The following is a 19630-nucleotide window of genomic DNA, read 5'->3' on the forward strand; positions in this document are numbered from 1 at the left end:
TTTCCTTCATCCTATCATAGTTTTCTTCATAAAAACACCCCTCCAACTCCCTTCAAAACGTCATTTTGGTGTCAACTTTACCATATGTACAAGGGCCGGAGGGGCTGTATTCAATTCATTATGACTTGGACAAGGATAATGCTTGCTCCAAATCTGCAATCAGATCATCAATATGCTCCAACCCAACAGAGAAGCGCAGAATTCCGTCTGTAATTCCTCTTTCTGCTCTTACATGCGGCGGCATTGCTGCATGAGACATCATGGCTGGGTAAGATAAAATACTTTCCACAGCGCCAAGACTAACCGCTACAAGCGGAATCTGTACGGCATTAAGCACTTGCTTCGCTCGCTCGCCAGAGCCGACATCGAACGATACGACCGCACCATATCCTAGCGATTGACGCTCATGAATCTCTCGTCCTGGATGATTCGGCAATCCTGGGTAAAACACTTGCGCGATATCATCCCGCTCACTGAGCCATATCGCGAGCTTGCCTGCGCTTGTCTCGCTATGACGCATACGAGCTTCAAGTGTCTTCATGCCGCGCATAAGCAGCCAGCTGTCTTGGACACCTAAGACGGTACCAAGACCATTTTGCAGCATTTTTACACGCTTCCCTAGCTCTTCATCGTTCGTCACAGCTAAGCCTGCTAGTACATCACTATGTCCACCGAGGAATTTGGTTGCGCTATGAAGAACAATATCGACGCCATGCTCAATTGGGCGCTGATGATACGGCGTCATAAAGGTATTGTCAAGCAGCGTCAACAACCCTTTCGACTTCGCCCATGCAGTTACAGCGGCAATATCCGTAATTTTCAATGTAGGATTAGATGGCGTTTCCATATAAATCGCTTTTGTATTTGAACGATAAGCGGCTTCCACTTGATTAAGATCCGTCATATCCACAAAAGTCGTTTCAATTTGCATCCGACTAAGTATAGAGGTTAACAAACGATAGGTTCCGCCATATACATCTTCTGTAACGATCACATGATCTCCAGCCGACAACAGCAGCAGCGTAGAAGATATAGCCGCCATACCAGATGCAAATGCGAATCCACGTGTACCACCTTCTAGCAATGCGATATATCCTTCTAATGCTTCACGTGTCGGATTACCCGAACGTGAATAATCATGAGCAGGAGGATTAAATATATCTTCATGATGGAACGTGCTCGCTTGATAAATCGGCACGCTTGATGCACCTGTATGCTCGCAAACTTCTTTGCCAAAGTGAATAAGCTTTGTAGAAAATTGATTGTGATCGCGGCTCATACCTACACCCCTTTTCCTTCAGCTACAGGTTGTTTTGCAGCCGCTGAATCAAGCTCAGCGATCTCTACCTTCGCTTTGCTCAATGCCTGGTCGAGGTCTGCAATAAGATCATCTACGTGCTCAATACCGACAGAGAAACGCAGCAAACGATCATCAACACCAATTGCTTCACGAATTTCCTGTGGGATGTCAGCATGTGTTTGCACAGCTGGGTACGTCATCAAGGATTCCACCCCACCTAAACTCTCCGCGAAAGCAATTAAACGAATATGACGTAAAATAGGCTCCACATAGCGAGCATCTTGTAAACGGAAAGAGAAGATACCCGTATTGCCAGACGATTGACGCTGCTGAATCTCATAACCAGGATGATCTTCCAATGCTGGATAATATACCGCCTCAACTGACTCATGGTCACGAAGCCAAACTGCTAATCTTGTCGCATTGTATTCATGGCGTTCCATTCGAATGGCAAGCGTCTTCATACCTCTCATAAGTTGATAGGCATCAGCAGGGCCTAACGTAGCCCCGATCGAGTTGTGCAAGAACGCGATCTCCTCCGACAGCTCCTTGCCTTTTGTTACAATTAATCCTGCCAGCACATCATTATGTCCACCCAAATATTTCGTCGCGCTATGTACGACAATATCAGCTCCCAGCTCTAATGGACGCTGGAAAAATGGTGTTAGCAGTGTATTGTCTACAATCGTCAGCAAGTTGTGGGACTTCGCCCAGGTTGCCACTGCTTCAACATCGGTAATCATCATTAATGGGTTTGTAGGCGTCTCGATCACGATCGCCTTCGTAGCTGGCGTACGCACCGCTTCCATTGCTTCGATATCATTAGTGTCTACATAAGAGGCATTCACACCAAAGCGCTTCATAATGCGCTCCAGCAAACGATACGTTCCCCCGTATAAATCTAAGGAAACGATCAAATGATCGCCTTGACTGAAAAGGGCAAAGACGGTCTGAAGTGCCGCCATGCCCGAACTACAGGCAAAGCCTGCATCTCCACGTTCTAACAATGCTGCCGCATCCTCAAGTACGGAACGGGTTGGATTTTTCGTACGTGTATAGTCAAATCCCGTACTCTGACCAAGACGCGGATGACGGTATGCAGTAGCATGATAAATCGGAACGTTCACCGCACCTGTCTTTGGCTCTGAAATAGAGCCGATCTGCGCTAACTGACTTTCAATTTTATAACCTTTTTCATCACGTTCGATCATTTAGCCCCCGCTCCTTCCATTCGATCAGCCGCCGTACCAAGTTGGAATGGCGTCTCTTGATAGACATAATAGTTCAACCAATTCGAGAACAACAAATTCGCATGCGCTCTCCATGTAGAATAAGGACGCTTTGTCGGATCGTCATTCGGGTAATAGTTCACCGGAATATCCATCTCCATGCCTTTTTGAATATCACGGTCATATTCCCACTTCAACGTCTCAGCGTCATACTCGGAATGACCCGAAACAAATACTTGTTTGCCATCTGTACTTGCCGCCAAATATACACCAGCTTCTTCAGACGTAGATATAATTTCTAAGCCCCGTACATTCTCCATATCCTCTATACGAGCTTCCGTATGGCGAGATTGCGGAACGAGAAATTGCTCGTCAAATCCACGAGTAAGACGGATATTTTGCTTACAGAGCGTATGATTGAATACACCGAAAATCTTCTTCTCCAACGGATGCTTAGGAACACCAAAGTGATAATTCAAGCCTGCTTGTGAAGCCCAACATATGTGCAGCGTCGATGTAACATGATGCTTAGACCATTCCATGATCTTGCACAGCTCCTGCCAATATGTCACCTCATGGAATTCCAACTGTTCTACTGGAGCTCCTGTAATAACTAAGCCATCGAACAACTCATCTTGTATATCTTCAAATGTTTTGTAAAACGATGTTAAATGCTCAGCGGACGTATTTTTAGAAGTATGTGTTGCAGGATGAAGCAATGTAACATCGACTTGCAAAGGGGTATTTCCGATTAGTCTCAACAGCTGCGTCTCCGTCGTTTCTTTGGTGGGCATCAAGTTCAAAATGATAATCTTCAGAGGACGAATATCTTGTTGATAAGCACGTGTCTCATCCATCACAAAAATATTCTCTTGGGATAAAATTTCTTTAGCCGGCAAATGATCAGGTACCTTAATTGGCATAATGAAAACCTCCTACATCGATTTGTCGTCCCTCATCTTGGACACCATGTTTTGCACAATCTGATTAGAGGAGAAGTCACGGTGGTAATGAATACTAAAAAAGACCTTTCTCCATGGAGAAAGGTCGCGACTTATACATACTAGCGCCTCTCTCATCTCTCAGAACGACCAGATGTCTGTGACATTGGTATTCTGCAAGAATTAGCACCGTTGCGTTTCGCATTAGCTAACGCCGGTTGCCGGGTATCATCGGGCTTGTCCCTCCACCTACTCTTGATAAGATTGCATATGTTATGGAATTGTCTTCATGTGGACTTGGTAATAATTTAAGGCATGGGAAATGATTCCGTCAAGGGGGAAGAACCAAAAATCGTAAAAAAACATACAGTAGTACTGTCTACTTATGGAATACAAGAGCTTGTTCGTAACGAAATGTACCTACATGTCCCTTGTTTGGTTCTTGAAACAATGCAATCAAGCCGTATATACTATACAAGTGCTACATGCACAAATAAGAGGAAAGACACAAATAGCAGAGGTGAGTTCGCATGGAAGGCGACCCGAGGATAAGCTGTCGCGATTACGGACAACCGAATATGACGATTCGACGAGGACGTGCTGCATTCGCTCACGGTTGTCGTCCAATGTTCGTGGGCACATTGTGTTTGTGTCACCTTTATGCTTAGTTAGATCCCTCATACTTCATTAGATTTATTGTTTTGCAATTAAGCGTGGGCAAGACGAACGGACTGACATCACTCTGGATGAATCGTCAAGTACAAGACGACACAAGCTACCCATGTAAGGTGGCAAGAAGGAGTGATTTATGATGAAGATTCGTCTCGTCAACGAAGGTATTTTTACACCCATTGATGACATCCATACCACACTAACCGCACCAGAAGAAGGTTTCTACTGGATTGATGCGGATTTGGATGACCTTGTCATACTCCAGCCATTATTTCAAATGCACGACTTGGCTGTAGAGGACTGTCTAAATGATGAAGAACAGCGCCCGAAGATGGAAATTTATGAAGGCCATTATTTTATCGTTATCAATAGTATTCGATTTGACGATGAAGAAATCTTTCTTCGCGCATTGAACATATTTTTAGGCAAGCACTATATCATCACCATTACTAAACAAAAAATTAACGAACTCCGTACAGTCAAGCCTCTCTTGTGGGAACAGGAAGTAAGCTCGGCAGACCGGATGCTATATCTTGTTATAGATACAGTTGTAGATAGCTACTTCAAAGTTGGCGATCGAATTGAAGCAAAGATCGAAAATTTAGAAGAAGAAGTACTTGTTAATGCTAAAAAATCGCATTTGAACGAAATCATCAGCCTGCGCAGTGAAATATTGTGGGTAAAGAAAGAACTGGCACCTCAAAAGGAACTTTTACTTGTTCTTTACCGCAAAGATTTGCGTTTAATTGATGATAACCTGCAGAAATATTTTAGAGATATTTATGAAGATGCAGTTAAAGTTGCTGAGACTTTCGATACATTCCGAGACTTGATGGCGAACTTACGAGAATCCTATCAATCCAGCATTGCCAACCGAGCGAACGAAATCATGCGTGTATTTACTGCAATGACGACGATATTCATGCCACTGACGTTCATTACCGGTATATACGGGATGAACTTTGATAATATCCCATTTATTCATTACAAATATGGGGCCATGTTCTTGATTGGATTCATGTTCATGTTAGGAACCATTATGTTGATCTGGTTCAAAAAGAAAGACTGGCTCTAATAAATGGACAATGCCCGCGATAACGCGGGCTTTTTTATATCATTTAATTAGAAAATGCGCTATACAGCCTTCGCTTCAACATTCACTCGCGATCTTGTTGATCTAGATCGAATGGATCCTTGTTCCTTGCGACTAAAATTCCGTAGCTGCATACGAACGAGACGAATATACTCATAGCGACGTTGAATAACTGCGGAGGCTTCCTTCAACGCTTCTTGACCAAATATTTGAATATATATTGGTTTCAAATAATCCATCCCCATTTCCTGCAGTGAATCCTCAATCCGACTGCGAATGTCAACATCGATCTCACTCAGCACATGATCGGCATATGACATCATGTCATACCCTTCTTCGGACAATGCTTCGATACGAACAAGCAGCTCTCGACGATCAACATTCAAACGTTCCATAAGCACTTCAGGCTCTAATCTTTGTTGAACAGCATCAATTAGCGTTCGTTTCTCAACAAGACGGTTTAATTCGCCCGACATCTTCTGTTCCTCCTGTTGATATACCCACTGAAGAAATGCAGCAGGGCCTACCGCCGCACTCACCCAATCCAATGGGAAAGTCGTCCTGCGCGGAATCGGTGCTGTGATCGCAATAATCGCTTCGCCATAGGCATGAACTTTCGCCTCTCCAAAACCAGGAAGCTGCTTCAACTCTTCCAATGTCTGCGGGACGAATGCACTTACAAGCCTAAGCATACGATTCGTCGTAATCCAGTATGGAGCACGGCGAATGGAAGAAGCTACTTCTTTGCGCCACTGCACTAGCTTATGATATAGCTCATCATCTACATTAAGATCTCCAAAGCAATGAATCCATTCGTTGCGCTCCTTCATCCGACGTTCATGCTGCTGCGTATCTGGCGTAAATCCAAGTGTTGGCTCATAGCCTTTGCGCATTAAGCTCGCAACACCGCGTCTCAGCGCTGCACACATTTCTGCCCATATTTCGCCTTCGTACCAAGTAGAATTGGCATCCTCTGTGTCATGAGTCCACTCCCCATCTTGTTCCCATAAAACAAGCCATTTTCCTTCTTCTTCACCGACTGTAACTAGACCGCTCCGTACTTGTCCGGACACTTCTGTCTTTTCTAAACGCGACATCCACACAATAATCATAATCATTCTCCTTTTCATCCCTATAATAGGTCATTCACAATACATCACAACGAAGGAATGGTGCACAAAAAAAGGAAGCACCTCTCCTATGTCATTAGACATAAAAGAGGTGCTTCCTCATTCCGGTTATGAATTTATTTCCATTATAGGCAATCACATCATTACTGTCAACGATCTCGATCTATCCAGCACACGAAGATTCCCATTTCAACTCTGCTTATGCTATGATGTTACGTATTGAAAATGAGGAGGTACCAACTTATGAGCGCTGAGCCATTGGATTTCTTATCAGACTTTACCGAACATACATCCACCCGCTTTGTCACGTTCATCGGTGAAGGCATGCATCGCTTTGATTTAGCTGTCACAACAACAAGCCGCTTCTATGGCAAGAAGCTCGTAACTGACCTCCAATCAGGTTTGACCGCTATTCTTGGACAAGACGACCTTGAAGAGGAAGGTTATTTGGAATCATTCTTTCGCCTTGAGGACGATGCAGCAGAAGATTTACGACAATTCCTAGTACTCGTCGTCGGAGAAGCACACTTTACGGATTAATATGATGCATGATACGGCACACAGCATAAAAATGTGAACATCATAAGGATACGAACATAACAAGAGCCTAATCGCATTGGAAATGATGCAGCAATTATACTTGCATCGCTTCTAGCGCGACTAGGCTCTTTTCCCATTCCATTTGTTATTTCGGTTGTTTAAACAGGAGTACATTGCTGAGCAATCTTCCTGGTGAAGTAATCACTTTATTGTTCGCATACAAACCCGTTGAAGCTCCCCCATCCAAATTCATTGCCTGCTTAGCACCAAGCTGCTTCCATACTTCAGCCCACTGCTTCATCGTAGCACTACCTGTTGTCGCAAGCATAATCGAGCCGTCTGGCATAATGCCAATCCCGCTTCGAGTAGCGGATAAGGTAAGTATTTTGTCTTGCTGGAAACCTTCTGCTGTTGGTTGAAGCGCAACACGGCCATCTTTCACTAAGCGCGGCCCCGCTCCTACCGCAGTCTGAATGTCTTGCCAGTCAATTGCTTGTCCGTCTTTATTCGTGTATTCGAAAGCTAGCGTTACTTTATCGCCTTTCTTGAACCGCTCCGCCATCTTCTTCTCTTTACCTGTATAGACGAGCACATAACCATCTTTAGGAATCGGAACATTTTGTCCGCTAGTTACCGAGGTTACTTGACCATTGCGAACGGTAACCGCATTACCATATGCGAATCCGAGATGAGAACCGCGCATAGGCGTGAACATTACAGCCGAAGAGCTATTTTTAGCTGGAGTCCGATTGACGAAATAAGCATACCAACCTTGCTCACGCGCCGTCTTTTCATTTGTAACGGTTCCACGCAATTTAATTCGCAGTGTGTCCATCAGGGCAGATCCGTCTTTCCGAAATCCAATCGTAGTTCCGTGGTTACCCACATGCTCGATACGACCGTTAATAATAACTGTTCCCCATGGCTCAGGTGCGCCATTGTACGCTTCAAAGAAAGTCGCATTAATACCTGCAACTGCTCGATGATTGCGCATCATTTCATTCAAACTGGCAGCTGCCCCATACTTCCCTTTGCCAAATGCAGCAACGGGCACGTAGCCTCTAGGAACATGAACCGTCTGTACAGCAATCGAACGGCTTCCTACCTTAACAGACTTGGATGATACACGCGGTGCAGCTAATTTGGGCTTGCTAGCGATGGCAGCTGCGCCAAAGTGGTTTATTTGCGCAACTGAAGTATTGCTCCGTTTCGTTGTTTCAGCGTAAACGCTCATGCTCGGCATTACCAGCAAAGACAGTACTGTAACCGTCGTTGTTAATTTGAGCAGCAGCTTACTGGAATACGTCTGTTCCTTCTTCATTTCCATCTCTACCTTCCAAGTCTATATTCATATGTACATATATTATAGAGGAAAAGATTGTACATGTCTTCCATCTATATACTGTCTATTAGGCATGCGGAGGCGTATTGAAATCCACATTCGACTCTTATTCATTCTAAATATATAAAAAAAGTATATTTTTAGCTGTATTCCCACCAGGATAAGTTGGGTGGATCATAGGTATCTATGTTATATTTGAGCTTATAGATACAGAGAGCCTGGCTGGAAATCAGCGTACTGTAGAAAGAAGTTCAAGCAGCTATCCAATAATCTTTTAAGGAACTGGTGAGAATATGTCAAAACAATCGTTATTACTAATAGATGGATTCAATCTGCTAAGCAGAGCACATTTTGCAACATCCTATAATCGAAACGAAGAGCAATTGAAAAACAAAAATGGAGTTTACACGAATGCACTAAGAGTGTTCTTTCAAAAAGTATTTAATCTGATAAGAGACCATGAGATAACTCATCTCTCCATTCTTTGGGATGTAAAGCGAGAGGAAACGACAAGACGCCAGAAGTACTCGTTCTATAAAGCTACAAGATTCGAAATGCCGGAACCTTTACTTGATCAATATTTTTCATGTAGAGAAATTTTAGATACGATTGGAGTTCATCAGCTTTCACAATCTCCATATGAAGCAGACGACTTAATGGGGGCATTTTCAAAAAAATGGCCTGTAGATCAGTGTTTCATCTATAGCAATGACCGTGATCTGCTGCAGTTGTTAAGTCCTACAACTTCTCAAATTATCGCGAGCAAACAAGGGGAACTTATCTATACCATCAATCATTTTCAATCCGACTACGGCATAATACCAGAGCACTGGGTAGACGTCAAAGCATTGCTGGGCGATACAAGCGACAATATACCTGGATGTCCTGGGATTGGAGAAAAGTCAGCTTTCCCTCTGATACAACAGTATGGGACAATCGAGAGATTATATGAATGTATCGATGCTCTTGAGCCCCATTTAACTAAGCATAGAAAAAAACTTATAAAGGGACAAGAATCAACCTTTATAAGTAAAGAACTAGCCAGCATTATATGTGACATTCCCGAATTATCCGAACTCACTTTGGACGAACTACAATTAAACATCCAGTATGACATGTTGCGCACAATGATTGACCAATATGAGTTAAAAATTAATGTTAATCTCGTTGGTGCTTAACATATCTGATTCATCTACCTAACTTTAAACCTCAACTTCTGATTATACTCAGTCAGTGAAATAGCAGACTCTTCAGCAGGCAAAGTCTCTAGCGATTCCATATCGCTAGAGACTTTAATCCTACATTTCACATTCCCTCGCAATCGAGTTAATATGCTTCATCATCCGAAATGATATCAGCAACATACTTTAAATGAACACGACTAGTCACCACAAAGTACTAGAAATATAATCTATCTATGGTAATATTAAGACGAGTTATAACTATAGGAGTTGATATTATGGATATTAAATCGTACACCGAATCCAACCGGGAAGCATGGAATGAAGTGAATCCTATCCATCAAGAGCACAACCCGGTGAATTTGAAAGAAGTTTTTTTGGAAAAGGGCTATTCCACATTGGATACCCCTATCACCGAAGTGTTTCAGCGTCTGGGCCTTGAAGGAAAACAAGTGGCTCAGGTATGCTGTAACAACGGAAGAGAAGTCTTATCCCTCGTAAATCTAGGGGCGATTAGCGGCACAGGCTTCGATATTTCTGATCACGCCATTAAAGAAGCCCAGGAATTAGCTGAAATATCTGGATTGCCGTGCAAATTCATTCGTACTGATGTATACGATATTGATCTGAACGAACATAACAGCAAATATGACCTCATTTACATTTCAATCGGAGCGATTACGTGGCTTCCTGATCTGCCGAAGTTTTTCAATATTGTCTCCAACATGTTAAAGCACGATGGCAACCTCGTTATTTATGAAATGCACCCTCTATTGAACATGCTTCCTTTGGAAGATGAACCCGAGTTCGAACATGCCCTTAAAATCGCTCATTCTTATTTCAAATCGGATCCATGGGTTTCCAATGGCGGGATCGACTACGTGGGACATACAACGTATGAAGCCAAAACAAATTACAGCTTCAGTCATACACTAGCGTCCATTTTTAATGCTATTATTCAAAGCGGAATTCATATTACGCAGTACGAAGAAAATAAGTACGATATTTCCTGTACTTTCGCACACGTCGAAAAGGAACAAAAACTCCCTATGAGTTTTATATTAATCGGTACGAAAGCGTAATAATCCTATCTTTTATACGAAATCAAAGAGGCACGGGCGCCTAGGTTTTCGACACTATGCTCCGTACCTCCTTTTTATTTGACCTCTTCCTACTCCACTTCTTTCCCTTCCCTCACTCGAAATGTTTGGTTGAAGCTGCATTCCTATCTATCTTCCTAAATAAAACACTCAAACTGGCGTAAATCACATATAGGATTATCATTATGAAACTGCCATATAGCGCATACGGTAGTGAAGAAGGTGACCATACCTCTATGAACGACCACGGCAATTCCTGAAATAAATAACGAAGCAACGAGATGAAAGTCACTGCCAACAGGGTGAAAATAAACAAGTGTATGCTTAGCAGTCCCCCCTGCTTTCTTGTAAATTTTGTCCTTTCTCTTTGCTTGTGTCTAATTCCAGTCAACACTTTGCCAATAAGAAATAGAAAAACGAGAGAAAGTCCCCCCCATACTAACAGCAACCAAGATACCGCTCGATCAATCATTAAGAAGTCATCGGAATAACGCTCTACTAGTTCTGGTGAGTGACCTAACCATATGCCTAATGTCGCCCGCCCTATATCGGCCGCATGTTTACTATTTGTGTTTAGCAGCACAGCAACTCCCGTCTTCGAATCGGGGTAGAGCGCTACAAAAGAAGAAAAAGTAGGATTATTCCCTGTATGGGAAATTGCTTGTTTGTCTCCATACACGCTCCATCCGCCTGCATAATAGGAACCATCCATATCCGGCTTGACCGAACGGTCTGAGACATGAGAATCAGTGATAAGCGAATGTTCGATCTCTGACGTACCAATAGCATGCAGCTGGAACATTATCCATTTCGTCATGTCCTGAGCATTGCTAGAAATATAACCTGCTGGGATATTTCCGCGATACACAGGAGGCGTGTATTCGCGCTGCTTGCCAAAGGCAATCTTGTATCCTGCAGCACGCTCATCTGACGGCATTGGCATCGTAGCCATCGTTGCCGTCATGCCCAACGGTCCTAGTATGCTCTCCCTTATGTAAAGTTCATAGGACTGTCCGGTTACCTTCTCAATCACTAACCCAAGCACATCATAATTGATCGTAGCATATTCGAAGCTGCTTCCAGGCATCCTATTCAAGGGCTGATTTAGTAACGTACGGACTGTCAGCTCCAACGCATCCTTCGCTTCGCTTGCTGGAATTCGGCCGATAGAAGCAAACGGAATCCCGCTTGTATGATGCAGAAAATGATTCAAAGTAATTTCCACGGGCTGCCCCTTATACGACATTCGAAGCCATGGGATATAATCAGTTACAGGATCATCACGCTTTAACAACCCCATGTTCTCCAACTGCAGTACAGCTAACCCCGTAAACGCCTTGCTCGTCGATCCAAGTTCAAACCGTGTTTTGTCTGTAACTGGTTCTTGCTCAGCAAGATTCGCATAACCAAATCCCTCTTCCATAACCGATTTCCCATCATGGACAATAGATATAGCTAGCCCTGGAATGTTACTAACCAGCATCTGCTCCCGAATATACTGTTTCACCGACTCTATTCTTTGCTTTTGCACTGCCTCCTCCTCTTGTGCAGATACTTTGTAGGTTGCTTGCAATGGAGCCATCAGCAATATCAATAGGAAGACAATAACTTTAAATCGCAGACTTAGAAGCTTCCTTTTGGATTTCATTTGTATCCTCCTTTATTTCATTCAGAATCAAAGAAACAAAAAAAAGGGCAGATGATTGCTCATCTGCTTTTCAAAACATCAAAATTTCCCTGTCTCTTTGTTTATATCTCTAGTTCTTCTCGCTTATTTTCATCTCTACGATCCGACATAAATCTCGAATCGTAACTGCATCATATAGTTCCCGGAGCGTAAACTTGACGTTGAACATTTTGCTGACTCGCATAATGACTTGCGTGGCCAACAGGGAATGTCCCCCTAGTTCAAAGAAATTATCTGTCACACCGATTCGCTCTAGCTGGAGAAGCTCTCTCCATATATCACAAATCAGCTGCTCAGCTTCCGTTTCTGGGAGAACGATTTCACGCTGGGTAGACTGACTGATTTCCAGCTCAGGGAGCGCCTTCTTATCCAACTTCCCGTTCGGTGTCATTGGCATAAATGGAACGAAGATCACTTGATCCGGTACCATATAATCAGGAAGTGATTGCTTTAGATAAGTTCGCAGACGTTCACTTGATACATACGTCCAATCTTTTGATGGAGGACCTGCATGAAAAGGATGTTCGATCCAAACACTCGGTTCAATATATTCCCCAATCTCCTCTTCAATCTGGATATGAACGGAATCAAGGGAGCCCTGTACATGATAATACCCACTCTTAGCAAATGTTCTACCCGTCCATTTCTCCCAGTCTGCTACACTTCCTCTAACTGTTTGCGATTGATCTGCAATACGAATGAGTTGCCCTCCTGCCCGTTCATGTGTGCGAAGCCAGTTATCCCGCAGAAGACCATCGTCGCGTCTCAATGCACAATAATCTGTAAAGCTTAAGTGCGGGTAGTCCGATTTCCCTGTCGGACGGACTGGGACGATGACTCTTTCCAGCCTATGCCCATGTGCCAACTGCTTGAAGGCCCTAACTAGCACAGATGCAACTCCGTGTCCCTGATAACTTTCACTTACGACCCCAGCGAGGATAAGCAGTGTATTCGGGGTTTTCTTAGCAGCAGCATCTTCAAATCCTTGCAGAAGACCTGCATCCCAACCTTTAGGAACTCCCTCTTCGGTCATGTCCCAATAGATCGGAATCGTATTGCCTACCGCTGCCACTTCTCCCTCTGAATCCATCAGAGCGAACTGATATTCCGGAAATTTCGCGAACAACTGAGGCCAATAGTCGCGCTGTATCTCATCACCTTCAAAAAACGCCGGCCACGCTGTCGCATGAACCCTATTCATCTTTGGCTTCAAAGCAGGAATTTGCGAGAGCGTATGCAGCTTAAGCTTCTCTTTGCCCACCGTGAACGGATGCAAAGATTCACTTAGTTCTACATAGGCTACTAACCCATCCATGCGCTCATTTTTCACATGCAGCACCGCACAATTTCCAACGTCCTCGCGAGCCATGAGCTGACTCTCGATTTCCTCGATTTCCACACGGTTTCCGCGTACTTTGACTTGGTAGTCTACTCGTCCGATATAGAGCAGATTACCATCATCCCTATATTTAGCTATATCGCCGGTCTTGTACAATTTGGACTCAGGGTCGCTTGAAAACGGATTGCTTATAAAACGTTTAGATGTTTCCGCTGGATCAGCCAAATAACCTCTTGCTAGCGCTGGTGAAGCGATAAATAACTCACCTTGCATCCCAATCGGTACCAACTGAAAGTGCTCGTCCAGCAAATATATACGATGATTGCTGATTGGTTGCCCAACCGGTACGTTAAGCCCTTCTGCTTCTCGGTTACAAATGTACGTGACAGAATCAACGCTCGCTTCAGTCGGACCGTAGTGATTACTCAAGCTGGCAGCAAAACAGTCCATAAATCTATTTTGCAAATCTGTTGTAAGCATCGCTCCTGCGCATATGACATGGCGCAGACTCGGAAGATTAGGAAACTCGCCTCGATTACGGGCACCTACGAAAGCTTCCAGCATGATAGGAACCATTTGCAAAACCGTAATCTCGTTCTGGGCAACCAATTGACCAATTCGAACCGGATTTTTACGATCCTCTTCTGCTGCTATTACGATTCGCGCGCCGAAAGCAAGCGGCCAAAACAGCTCTGGAATGGATGAGTCAAACGTATATGTCGTCATCAACAGCGTAGAATCTTGACTTGACAGCGGATAAGTACGCTGCGTCCATTCCAATAAATTCACGAGCCCACGGTGCTCAACCTCAATGCCTTTCGGTATGCCTGTAGAGCCCGAAGTAAACATCACATAGGCCAAATTTCGAGAGCTAAGAGGCAGCTGTAAATCATCACATGACTCTTCCCCTAACTCTTCCGCTTCCTCATCCAATAGCACCCATTGTTGAAGAGGAGCAAGTTGACCCTTGACCAGATGCTTCTCAGAAATGATGAACGACATATTTGCCCGATCTGCTATCAATTGTATTCGTGAAACCGGCAGCTCTGGATTCAGCGGAACATAGGCCGCTCCTGCCTTTAACACAGCAAGAAGCGAAATAATCATAGAGAAGGACGGCTCAAGCAATAGGCCAACTTTATCTTCTTTTTGCACTCCCTTCCTGATCAATGCACGGGCCAATTGGTTCGCCTTGGCATTCAGCTCCTGATAGCTAAGCGTCTCATTCTCAAGAGTCGCTGCGGTATGATCGGGATGTTGGCGCACTTGTTCTTCAAACAATTGGTGAATGCATATGTTGTCGTTGTAAGCATGATCCGTATGGTTCCATGTATCCAACAACGTCGCTTTATCCTCGGTCGTTACTAGCTCAAACGATTCTAATGGACGCGAAGGCTCGTTCAGCACTTGCTCCGTCAGCCAGAAGAACTGTTCCACTAAGCGCTCGGCAGTCGCTCTGCGGAAAAGATCCGTATTATAGTTCAAATTGATTTCAATACCTGATTCCAGTTCATCAAATACATAAGTAAGATCGAAGCGAGCGCTGATTTCTTCGAAATCAAACGGCTGTACCTTGAACGATAAACCCTCAAATGCCAGCTGGCTTAACATTTCTCTCTTATTGTTTTGCAAGCCGTACATCACTGAAAACAGCTTAGTACGAGACAAGTCTGTTTCCGGTTGAAGCTCTTCAATAATAAAGTTGCTCGGATATAAATGATTGTCATAAGCTTCGAGTGAAGTTCGCTTAACTTGGGCTGCTAGTTGCTCAAAGCTCATTCCCTCATCGATATGACAGCGCAGCAGCAGCGCTTTGGCAAATAAGCCAAGCACATGCTCGACCTTGACATCATCGCGGTTAGCAATCGGTGAACCGACAATAAAATCCTTTTGGCTGCTCAGCCTATACAGCTGCAAATTCAATACCGTTAGCAAAAACATATTCAACGTAATACCCTGCTCCTGACAGTACTGATATACTCGCTTCTCCAATTCGGGTTCGAATCGATCCAATATCGTCCCACCCCGGAACGTCATTTGTGGAGGACGAGGATAATCCGTCGGCAGCTGTAGCCCTGCAGGAGGATCAGCAAGCTGCTTCAACCAATATTGGCGATGTTCTTCCAGATATTTGCCACGAACCGCTTTGTTAATCCACCGCATATAATCGGTATATTCCACCTCTAACTTCGGCAAGTTTGGCAAGGTGCCGATAATATTTGCATTGTATAGTTCGTTAAATTCTTTAAACAATTGAATAGATGAAGTTTCGTCCCAAATAATGTGATGAGTAGCAAATAGGAACAAGTATCGTTGATCATGGAATGCAATAAGTCGAACACTAAACAACGGCCCCGTCTCAAAATGAAATACTTGATTGGCATGTTCCTGAGACATTAACCTTACCGTCGATTCAAATTGCTCTTCGTTTATATGTGTGTAGTCCTCACAGATAAAGTTCATCTGGAAATCTTCGATCGGAGTAATATATTGAAGCGGTGCGCCCGTATTTTCTTCCGTAGCAAAATAGGATCGTAGTACAGAATGTCGCTTCACCAAATTCAACCACGCTTGTTCGAATGCCTTCTCATCCAAATCGCCTTTAAACAGAATGTCGAAACTGACATTGTAATATGGGTTCTCTGGCTCTAGGACATGGAAATACCATTCTGGCAGTTGAACGGGAGCAAGCTCATAGGCATCTTGAGGCTCCATACGTACGAGAGCAGGGAAGCTGCTATTGTTCGAATCGGCTTGACTGGCTATTTCCTTTTCTATGAGCGCAGCCAGTTCCCTCAGTACAGGTGTTAAAAAGATTTGCTGAAGAGCTACGCGGATGTGGAACTGATCGCGGATCCGATTGACCACTTTAACCGCGCTGATAGAGTGCCCGCCAACGAAAAAGAAATTATCATCAGGCGAGATGCTTCTAACCTCAAGCGCTTCCTTCCAAATGTCCATTAAGGCTGCTTCCATCGGCGTTTGCGGCTCAACTGCCAATATCGGTTCGCTCTCTCTTGCTGTATCCTGCAACTTCCTCAAGGCGTGACGGTCAATTTTTTCACTAGTCAGCAGAGGCATGCTTGCAATAGAAGAGAGATAGGCTGGAACCATATAGTAAGGAAGTTTTTCACGGAGGTAATTCCTCAACGAGTCAGTACTCAGACCTTGTTGACTTGTATAAAAACCAGATAGTGCTTGGCCTCCATTGACGTCTGGAACGACGATAACCGCCACCTCATCCACTTCTGGATGCTTCCCAATACAACCTTCAACCTCGCCCACTTCAATTCGGAATCCTCGAATTTTAACTTGAAAGTCGATTCTACTGAAAAACTCAAGCTCACCTTCCGGCAGCCAGCGTCCCAAGTCCCCTGTGCGGTAAATGTGAGCTTCTGGGTTGTCACTAAACGGATCGGGGATAAACTTCTCCGCCGTCAACTCTTCATTTTTCCAATACCCACCACCTACACCGATTCCTCCAATCCAAATTTCCCCCTTCATCCCGATAGGTGCAAGCTTATGGTACTTGTCCATAACATATAATCGCATGTTGGGCAAAGGCGGCCCGATTGGAATTCGCAACTGCTCCTGCGGCACAGGACCTTCCAGCACCTTCTGGGTAACATCATCCGAGCATTCAGTCGGTCCATATGCATTAATCAGCTTAACTTTGGGATAGTAGGAAAACCAAGCATTAACGAGCTTAATGGATAATTCTTCGCCATTTGCAATCATCCAACGCAGACTTGAGAGTTGACGCTCTTCTTCACTCATATGCTTAACCATATCAACAAAAGCAAATAACAAAGAAGGCACCGTTTCAATAATTGTCGCATTGCTTGTTTGCAAATGTTCCAGCAGTAAAGCCTGATCTCTAGCTACTTCAAAAGAAACTAATGAAGTTTCAGCTCCTACCATAAGTGCAGTTATCGCTTGCCAAATGGAGACGTCAAAGCTTACAGATGCATTCTGAACGACGACATCCTCCTGAGTGACGCCAAGGCTTGTCAGTTTGGCATATAAATGATTAATCATTCCATCATGTCTTACTAGAGCTCCTTTTGGTTTACCAGTAGAGCCGGATGTATAAATCATATAGGCGTAATCGGATGCTGTGTTTACAAGAGGAAGATTGCTTGAGGACATAAGTTCAACATCTGCGTCATGAAGAATAGTAATTTCGGAATTCAATTGTTTCGTTTGTTCTTCCATTCTATCTAGGCAGACTATCGTATGCACAGAAGAGGAAGCTAGATTCTGAGTTCGATTCACCAACAAATGATTCGTAAGAATGATATCTGCTTCGCTATGTTCCAAAATGTATGATATACGCTCATCTGGTAAATTAGGGTCGACTGGCACGTAAGCAGCTCCACTTTTCCAGATGGCTAACAGGGCCACAACCCAATCGATATTACGTTCACTCAACACGGCGATAAAATGATTGCGACTGGCTCCCTGCTGTCTTAACAAATAAGCCAGCCTGTTTGCTCGTTCATTTAATTCCTGATAGGTTACCGCGTCACCTTCAAAAGAAAGCGCAGTTCGATGCGGTGTTTGCACCGTTTGTTGTTCAAACAGGCACTGCACAGGCTCATGTACCGGAAAATCCAATGTCCAATGATTAAATTGCTCCAGCACTTGTTGCTTCTCCTCTTGAGTGAGCATATCCATATCCGCGATTCGAACGTTCGGATTCACCAATGAATCGTTGACAAGCTGAATAAAGTGTTGGCTTAATCTTCCCATCGTGTCTGAACGGAACAAATCCGTATTATATTGAATATAACCGTCAATTTGCCCGTCCTTTTGGTACAGCTCAAACACAAAATCAAAACCTGTATAGCGTATATGTTCCAACGATTTTTCATAAGAAAGCATCACTTCGGAACTAATTTTTACGCTGGTGGAGGCATCTGTTTTTAAGGTATGCAGCTCAAATAGAACATCAAACACCGGATTACGGCTTAAGTTCCGTTCCACGCCAAGGTCTTCTACAATGCGATCAAACGGATACTCCTGATTGTCGTGCAGCTCAAATACGGTCTGCTTCATGCTCAGCACGAAATCCTCAAATCGCTCTTCCCCGATAACTTGGTTGCGCACGGGCAGCGTATTTACGAAGCAGCCAATAAGCGGCAATACATCTGGATGCACCCTTCCCGATAACGAGGTCCCGACAATAATATCGTCATTGCGTGTATATTTAGCGAGCAGAACATTGAATACGGCCAGCAAATACATATAGGTACTGACATCTAGCCGTTCACATACCTGCTTGAGCCGTTTCATCATATCCCCGTTAATAATGACAGGAACGGTGCTGCCGTGAAATGACTGCAAAGATGGACGCGGATAGTCGAGCGGAAAGTTCAGATCAGCTCGCTCTCCGTCCAGCTTGTCCAGCCAGAACCGTTTCATGTCATCCAGCTCTCCTTCATGAAGTCGACTATTATGCCAATGCGCAAAATCCGCATACTGGATATCCAAAGGCTGCAACGAATGAGGCTGACCATGCATAAGTTCCGTATAGATCGTCATTAACTCAGACATGAAGACGTCTACCGCCCATCCGTCAGAGATAATATGGTGTGCTACAACTAAGCATAAATGCTCATCTGCAGCCAATCGATACAGATGCACCCGCAACAAAGGCGGCTTTGTCAAATCAAATGGTAGATTCAAATCGATATCGATGCGATTCGCCAATTCTGCCGACCGCTCCTCATCCGGCAGGCTGCACAAATTTTCTACCTGAACCTCGAACGGCAGCTTTTCATAAACATGCTGAATCGGCTGCCCTCCCTCTTCTACAAAACAAGTGCGCAGCGTATCGTGACGATCGACGATCGTTTGAACCGCTTGCTGAAAATAAGCTTCATTCCAGTACCCATGCAGGGTAAAAGCCGTCGATACATGAGCCATAGCATGAACGGCAGCCTCCTGTATGAATTCGAGCTGCTCCGTAAACCAAAACCGCTTTTGCGCATGTGATAATTCGTATTTATGGACGGTTATTTCCGCCTCCAGATTCATTTTCATCAGCCAACCTATCCTTTCTTGAAACCATTCT

General features: G+C 44.1%; 11 protein-coding genes and 1 riboswitch. Of the genes, 4 read left to right on the top strand and 7 right to left on the bottom strand.

Annotated features, from left to right (window positions below):
- Positions 1-118 precede the first annotated feature (118 nt).
- The 3 genes from NQ117_RS08730 to metA are packed head-to-tail and all read right to left on the bottom strand — an operon-like array spanning position 119 to position 3452.
- Positions 119-1279, bottom strand: coding sequence for a trans-sulfuration enzyme family protein (locus NQ117_RS08730; protein WP_258277577.1), 1161 nt, complete (start codon positions 1277-1279; stop codon positions 119-121).
- Between the two features lie 2 nt (positions 1280-1281).
- On the bottom strand, positions 1282-2511 hold the full coding sequence (locus tag NQ117_RS08735; RefSeq protein WP_258277578.1) for an aminotransferase class I/II-fold pyridoxal phosphate-dependent enzyme: 1230 nt from the start codon (positions 2509-2511) through the stop codon (positions 1282-1284).
- Positions 2508-3452, bottom strand: a complete 945-nt coding sequence (gene metA, locus NQ117_RS08740) for a homoserine O-acetyltransferase MetA (protein WP_258277579.1) — start codon at positions 3450-3452, stop codon at positions 2508-2510. The genes NQ117_RS08735 and metA overlap by 4 nt, the downstream gene beginning before the upstream one ends.
- A gap of 149 nt (positions 3453-3601) precedes the next feature.
- Positions 3602-3735, bottom strand: a riboswitch (SAM riboswitch).
- Positions 3736-4281: 546 nt separating this feature from the next.
- Here metA and corA point away from each other — a divergent pair.
- Positions 4282-5217: a magnesium/cobalt transporter CorA gene (corA, locus tag NQ117_RS08745; RefSeq protein WP_258278207.1), complete on the top strand. Its 936-nt coding sequence runs from the start codon at positions 4282-4284 to the stop codon at positions 5215-5217.
- Positions 5218-5276: 59 nt separating this feature from the next.
- Here the strand turns inward: corA and NQ117_RS08750 are convergent, their stop codons facing one another.
- Positions 5277-6347, bottom strand: a complete 1071-nt coding sequence (locus NQ117_RS08750) for an HRDC domain-containing protein (protein WP_258277580.1) — start codon at positions 6345-6347, stop codon at positions 5277-5279.
- Positions 6348-6608: 261 nt separating this feature from the next.
- Between NQ117_RS08750 and NQ117_RS08755 the strand changes: the two genes are divergently transcribed.
- On the top strand, positions 6609-6905 hold the full coding sequence (locus NQ117_RS08755; RefSeq protein ID WP_258277581.1) for a DUF3055 domain-containing protein: 297 nt from the start codon (positions 6609-6611) through the stop codon (positions 6903-6905).
- A 145-nt stretch (positions 6906-7050) separates the two neighbouring features.
- On the opposite strand, the gene NQ117_RS08760 is transcribed toward NQ117_RS08755, so the two are convergent.
- Entirely contained in the window at positions 7051-8232 is a 1182-nt protein-coding gene (locus tag NQ117_RS08760) for a phosphodiester glycosidase family protein (RefSeq protein ID WP_258277582.1), read from the bottom strand.
- A gap of 308 nt (positions 8233-8540) precedes the next feature.
- Here NQ117_RS08760 and NQ117_RS08765 point away from each other — a divergent pair, with 308 nt between their 5' ends.
- Together NQ117_RS08765 and NQ117_RS08770 are read left to right on the top strand one after the other, a co-directional pair.
- Positions 8541-9425, top strand: coding sequence for a 5'-3' exonuclease (locus tag NQ117_RS08765; protein WP_309137859.1), 885 nt, complete (start codon positions 8541-8543; stop codon positions 9423-9425).
- A 281-nt stretch (positions 9426-9706) separates the two neighbouring features.
- Complete coding sequence (locus tag NQ117_RS08770) at positions 9707-10510, top strand: class I SAM-dependent methyltransferase (RefSeq protein ID WP_258277583.1); 804 nt, start codon at positions 9707-9709, stop codon at positions 10508-10510.
- A 112-nt stretch (positions 10511-10622) separates the two neighbouring features.
- Here the strand turns inward: NQ117_RS08770 and NQ117_RS08775 are convergent, their stop codons facing one another.
- Together NQ117_RS08775 and NQ117_RS08780 are read right to left on the bottom strand one after the other, a co-directional pair.
- Complete coding sequence (locus NQ117_RS08775) at positions 10623-12176, bottom strand: serine hydrolase domain-containing protein (protein WP_258277584.1); 1554 nt, start codon at positions 12174-12176, stop codon at positions 10623-10625.
- A 109-nt stretch (positions 12177-12285) separates the two neighbouring features.
- On the bottom strand, positions 12286-19599 hold the full coding sequence (locus NQ117_RS08780) for a non-ribosomal peptide synthetase (RefSeq protein ID WP_258277585.1): 7314 nt from the start codon (positions 19597-19599) through the stop codon (positions 12286-12288).
- Positions 19600-19630: the final 31 nt, after the last annotated feature.

The organism is Paenibacillus sp. SC116 (genome assembly GCF_024733555.1).
Taxonomy (GTDB): domain Bacteria; phylum Bacillota; class Bacilli; order Paenibacillales; family Paenibacillaceae; genus Paenibacillus_B.

Excerpts from the sequence above, each read along its gene's own strand:
- NQ117_RS08730 (WP_258277577.1), bottom strand. The coding sequence starts at position 1,279 with ATGAGCCGCGATCACAATCAATTTTCTACAAAGCTTATTCACTTTGGC.
- NQ117_RS08735 (WP_258277578.1), bottom strand. The coding sequence starts at position 2,511 with ATGATCGAACGTGATGAAAAAGGTTATAAAATTGAAAGTCAGTTAGCG.
- metA (WP_258277579.1), bottom strand. The coding sequence starts at position 3,452 with ATGCCAATTAAGGTACCTGATCATTTGCCGGCTAAAGAAATTTTATCC.
- corA (WP_258278207.1), top strand. The coding sequence starts at position 4,282 with ATGAAGATTCGTCTCGTCAACGAAGGTATTTTTACACCCATTGATGAC.
- NQ117_RS08750 (WP_258277580.1), bottom strand. The coding sequence starts at position 6,347 with ATGATTATTGTGTGGATGTCGCGTTTAGAAAAGACAGAAGTGTCCGGA.
- NQ117_RS08755 (WP_258277581.1), top strand. The coding sequence starts at position 6,609 with ATGAGCGCTGAGCCATTGGATTTCTTATCAGACTTTACCGAACATACA.
- NQ117_RS08760 (WP_258277582.1), bottom strand. The coding sequence starts at position 8,232 with ATGGAAATGAAGAAGGAACAGACGTATTCCAGTAAGCTGCTGCTCAAA.
- NQ117_RS08765 (WP_309137859.1), top strand. The coding sequence starts at position 8,541 with ATGTCAAAACAATCGTTATTACTAATAGATGGATTCAATCTGCTAAGC.
- NQ117_RS08770 (WP_258277583.1), top strand. The coding sequence starts at position 9,707 with ATGGATATTAAATCGTACACCGAATCCAACCGGGAAGCATGGAATGAA.
- NQ117_RS08775 (WP_258277584.1), bottom strand. The coding sequence starts at position 12,176 with ATGAAATCCAAAAGGAAGCTTCTAAGTCTGCGATTTAAAGTTATTGTC.
- NQ117_RS08780 (WP_258277585.1), bottom strand. The coding sequence starts at position 19,599 with ATGAAAATGAATCTGGAGGCGGAAATAACCGTCCATAAATACGAATTA.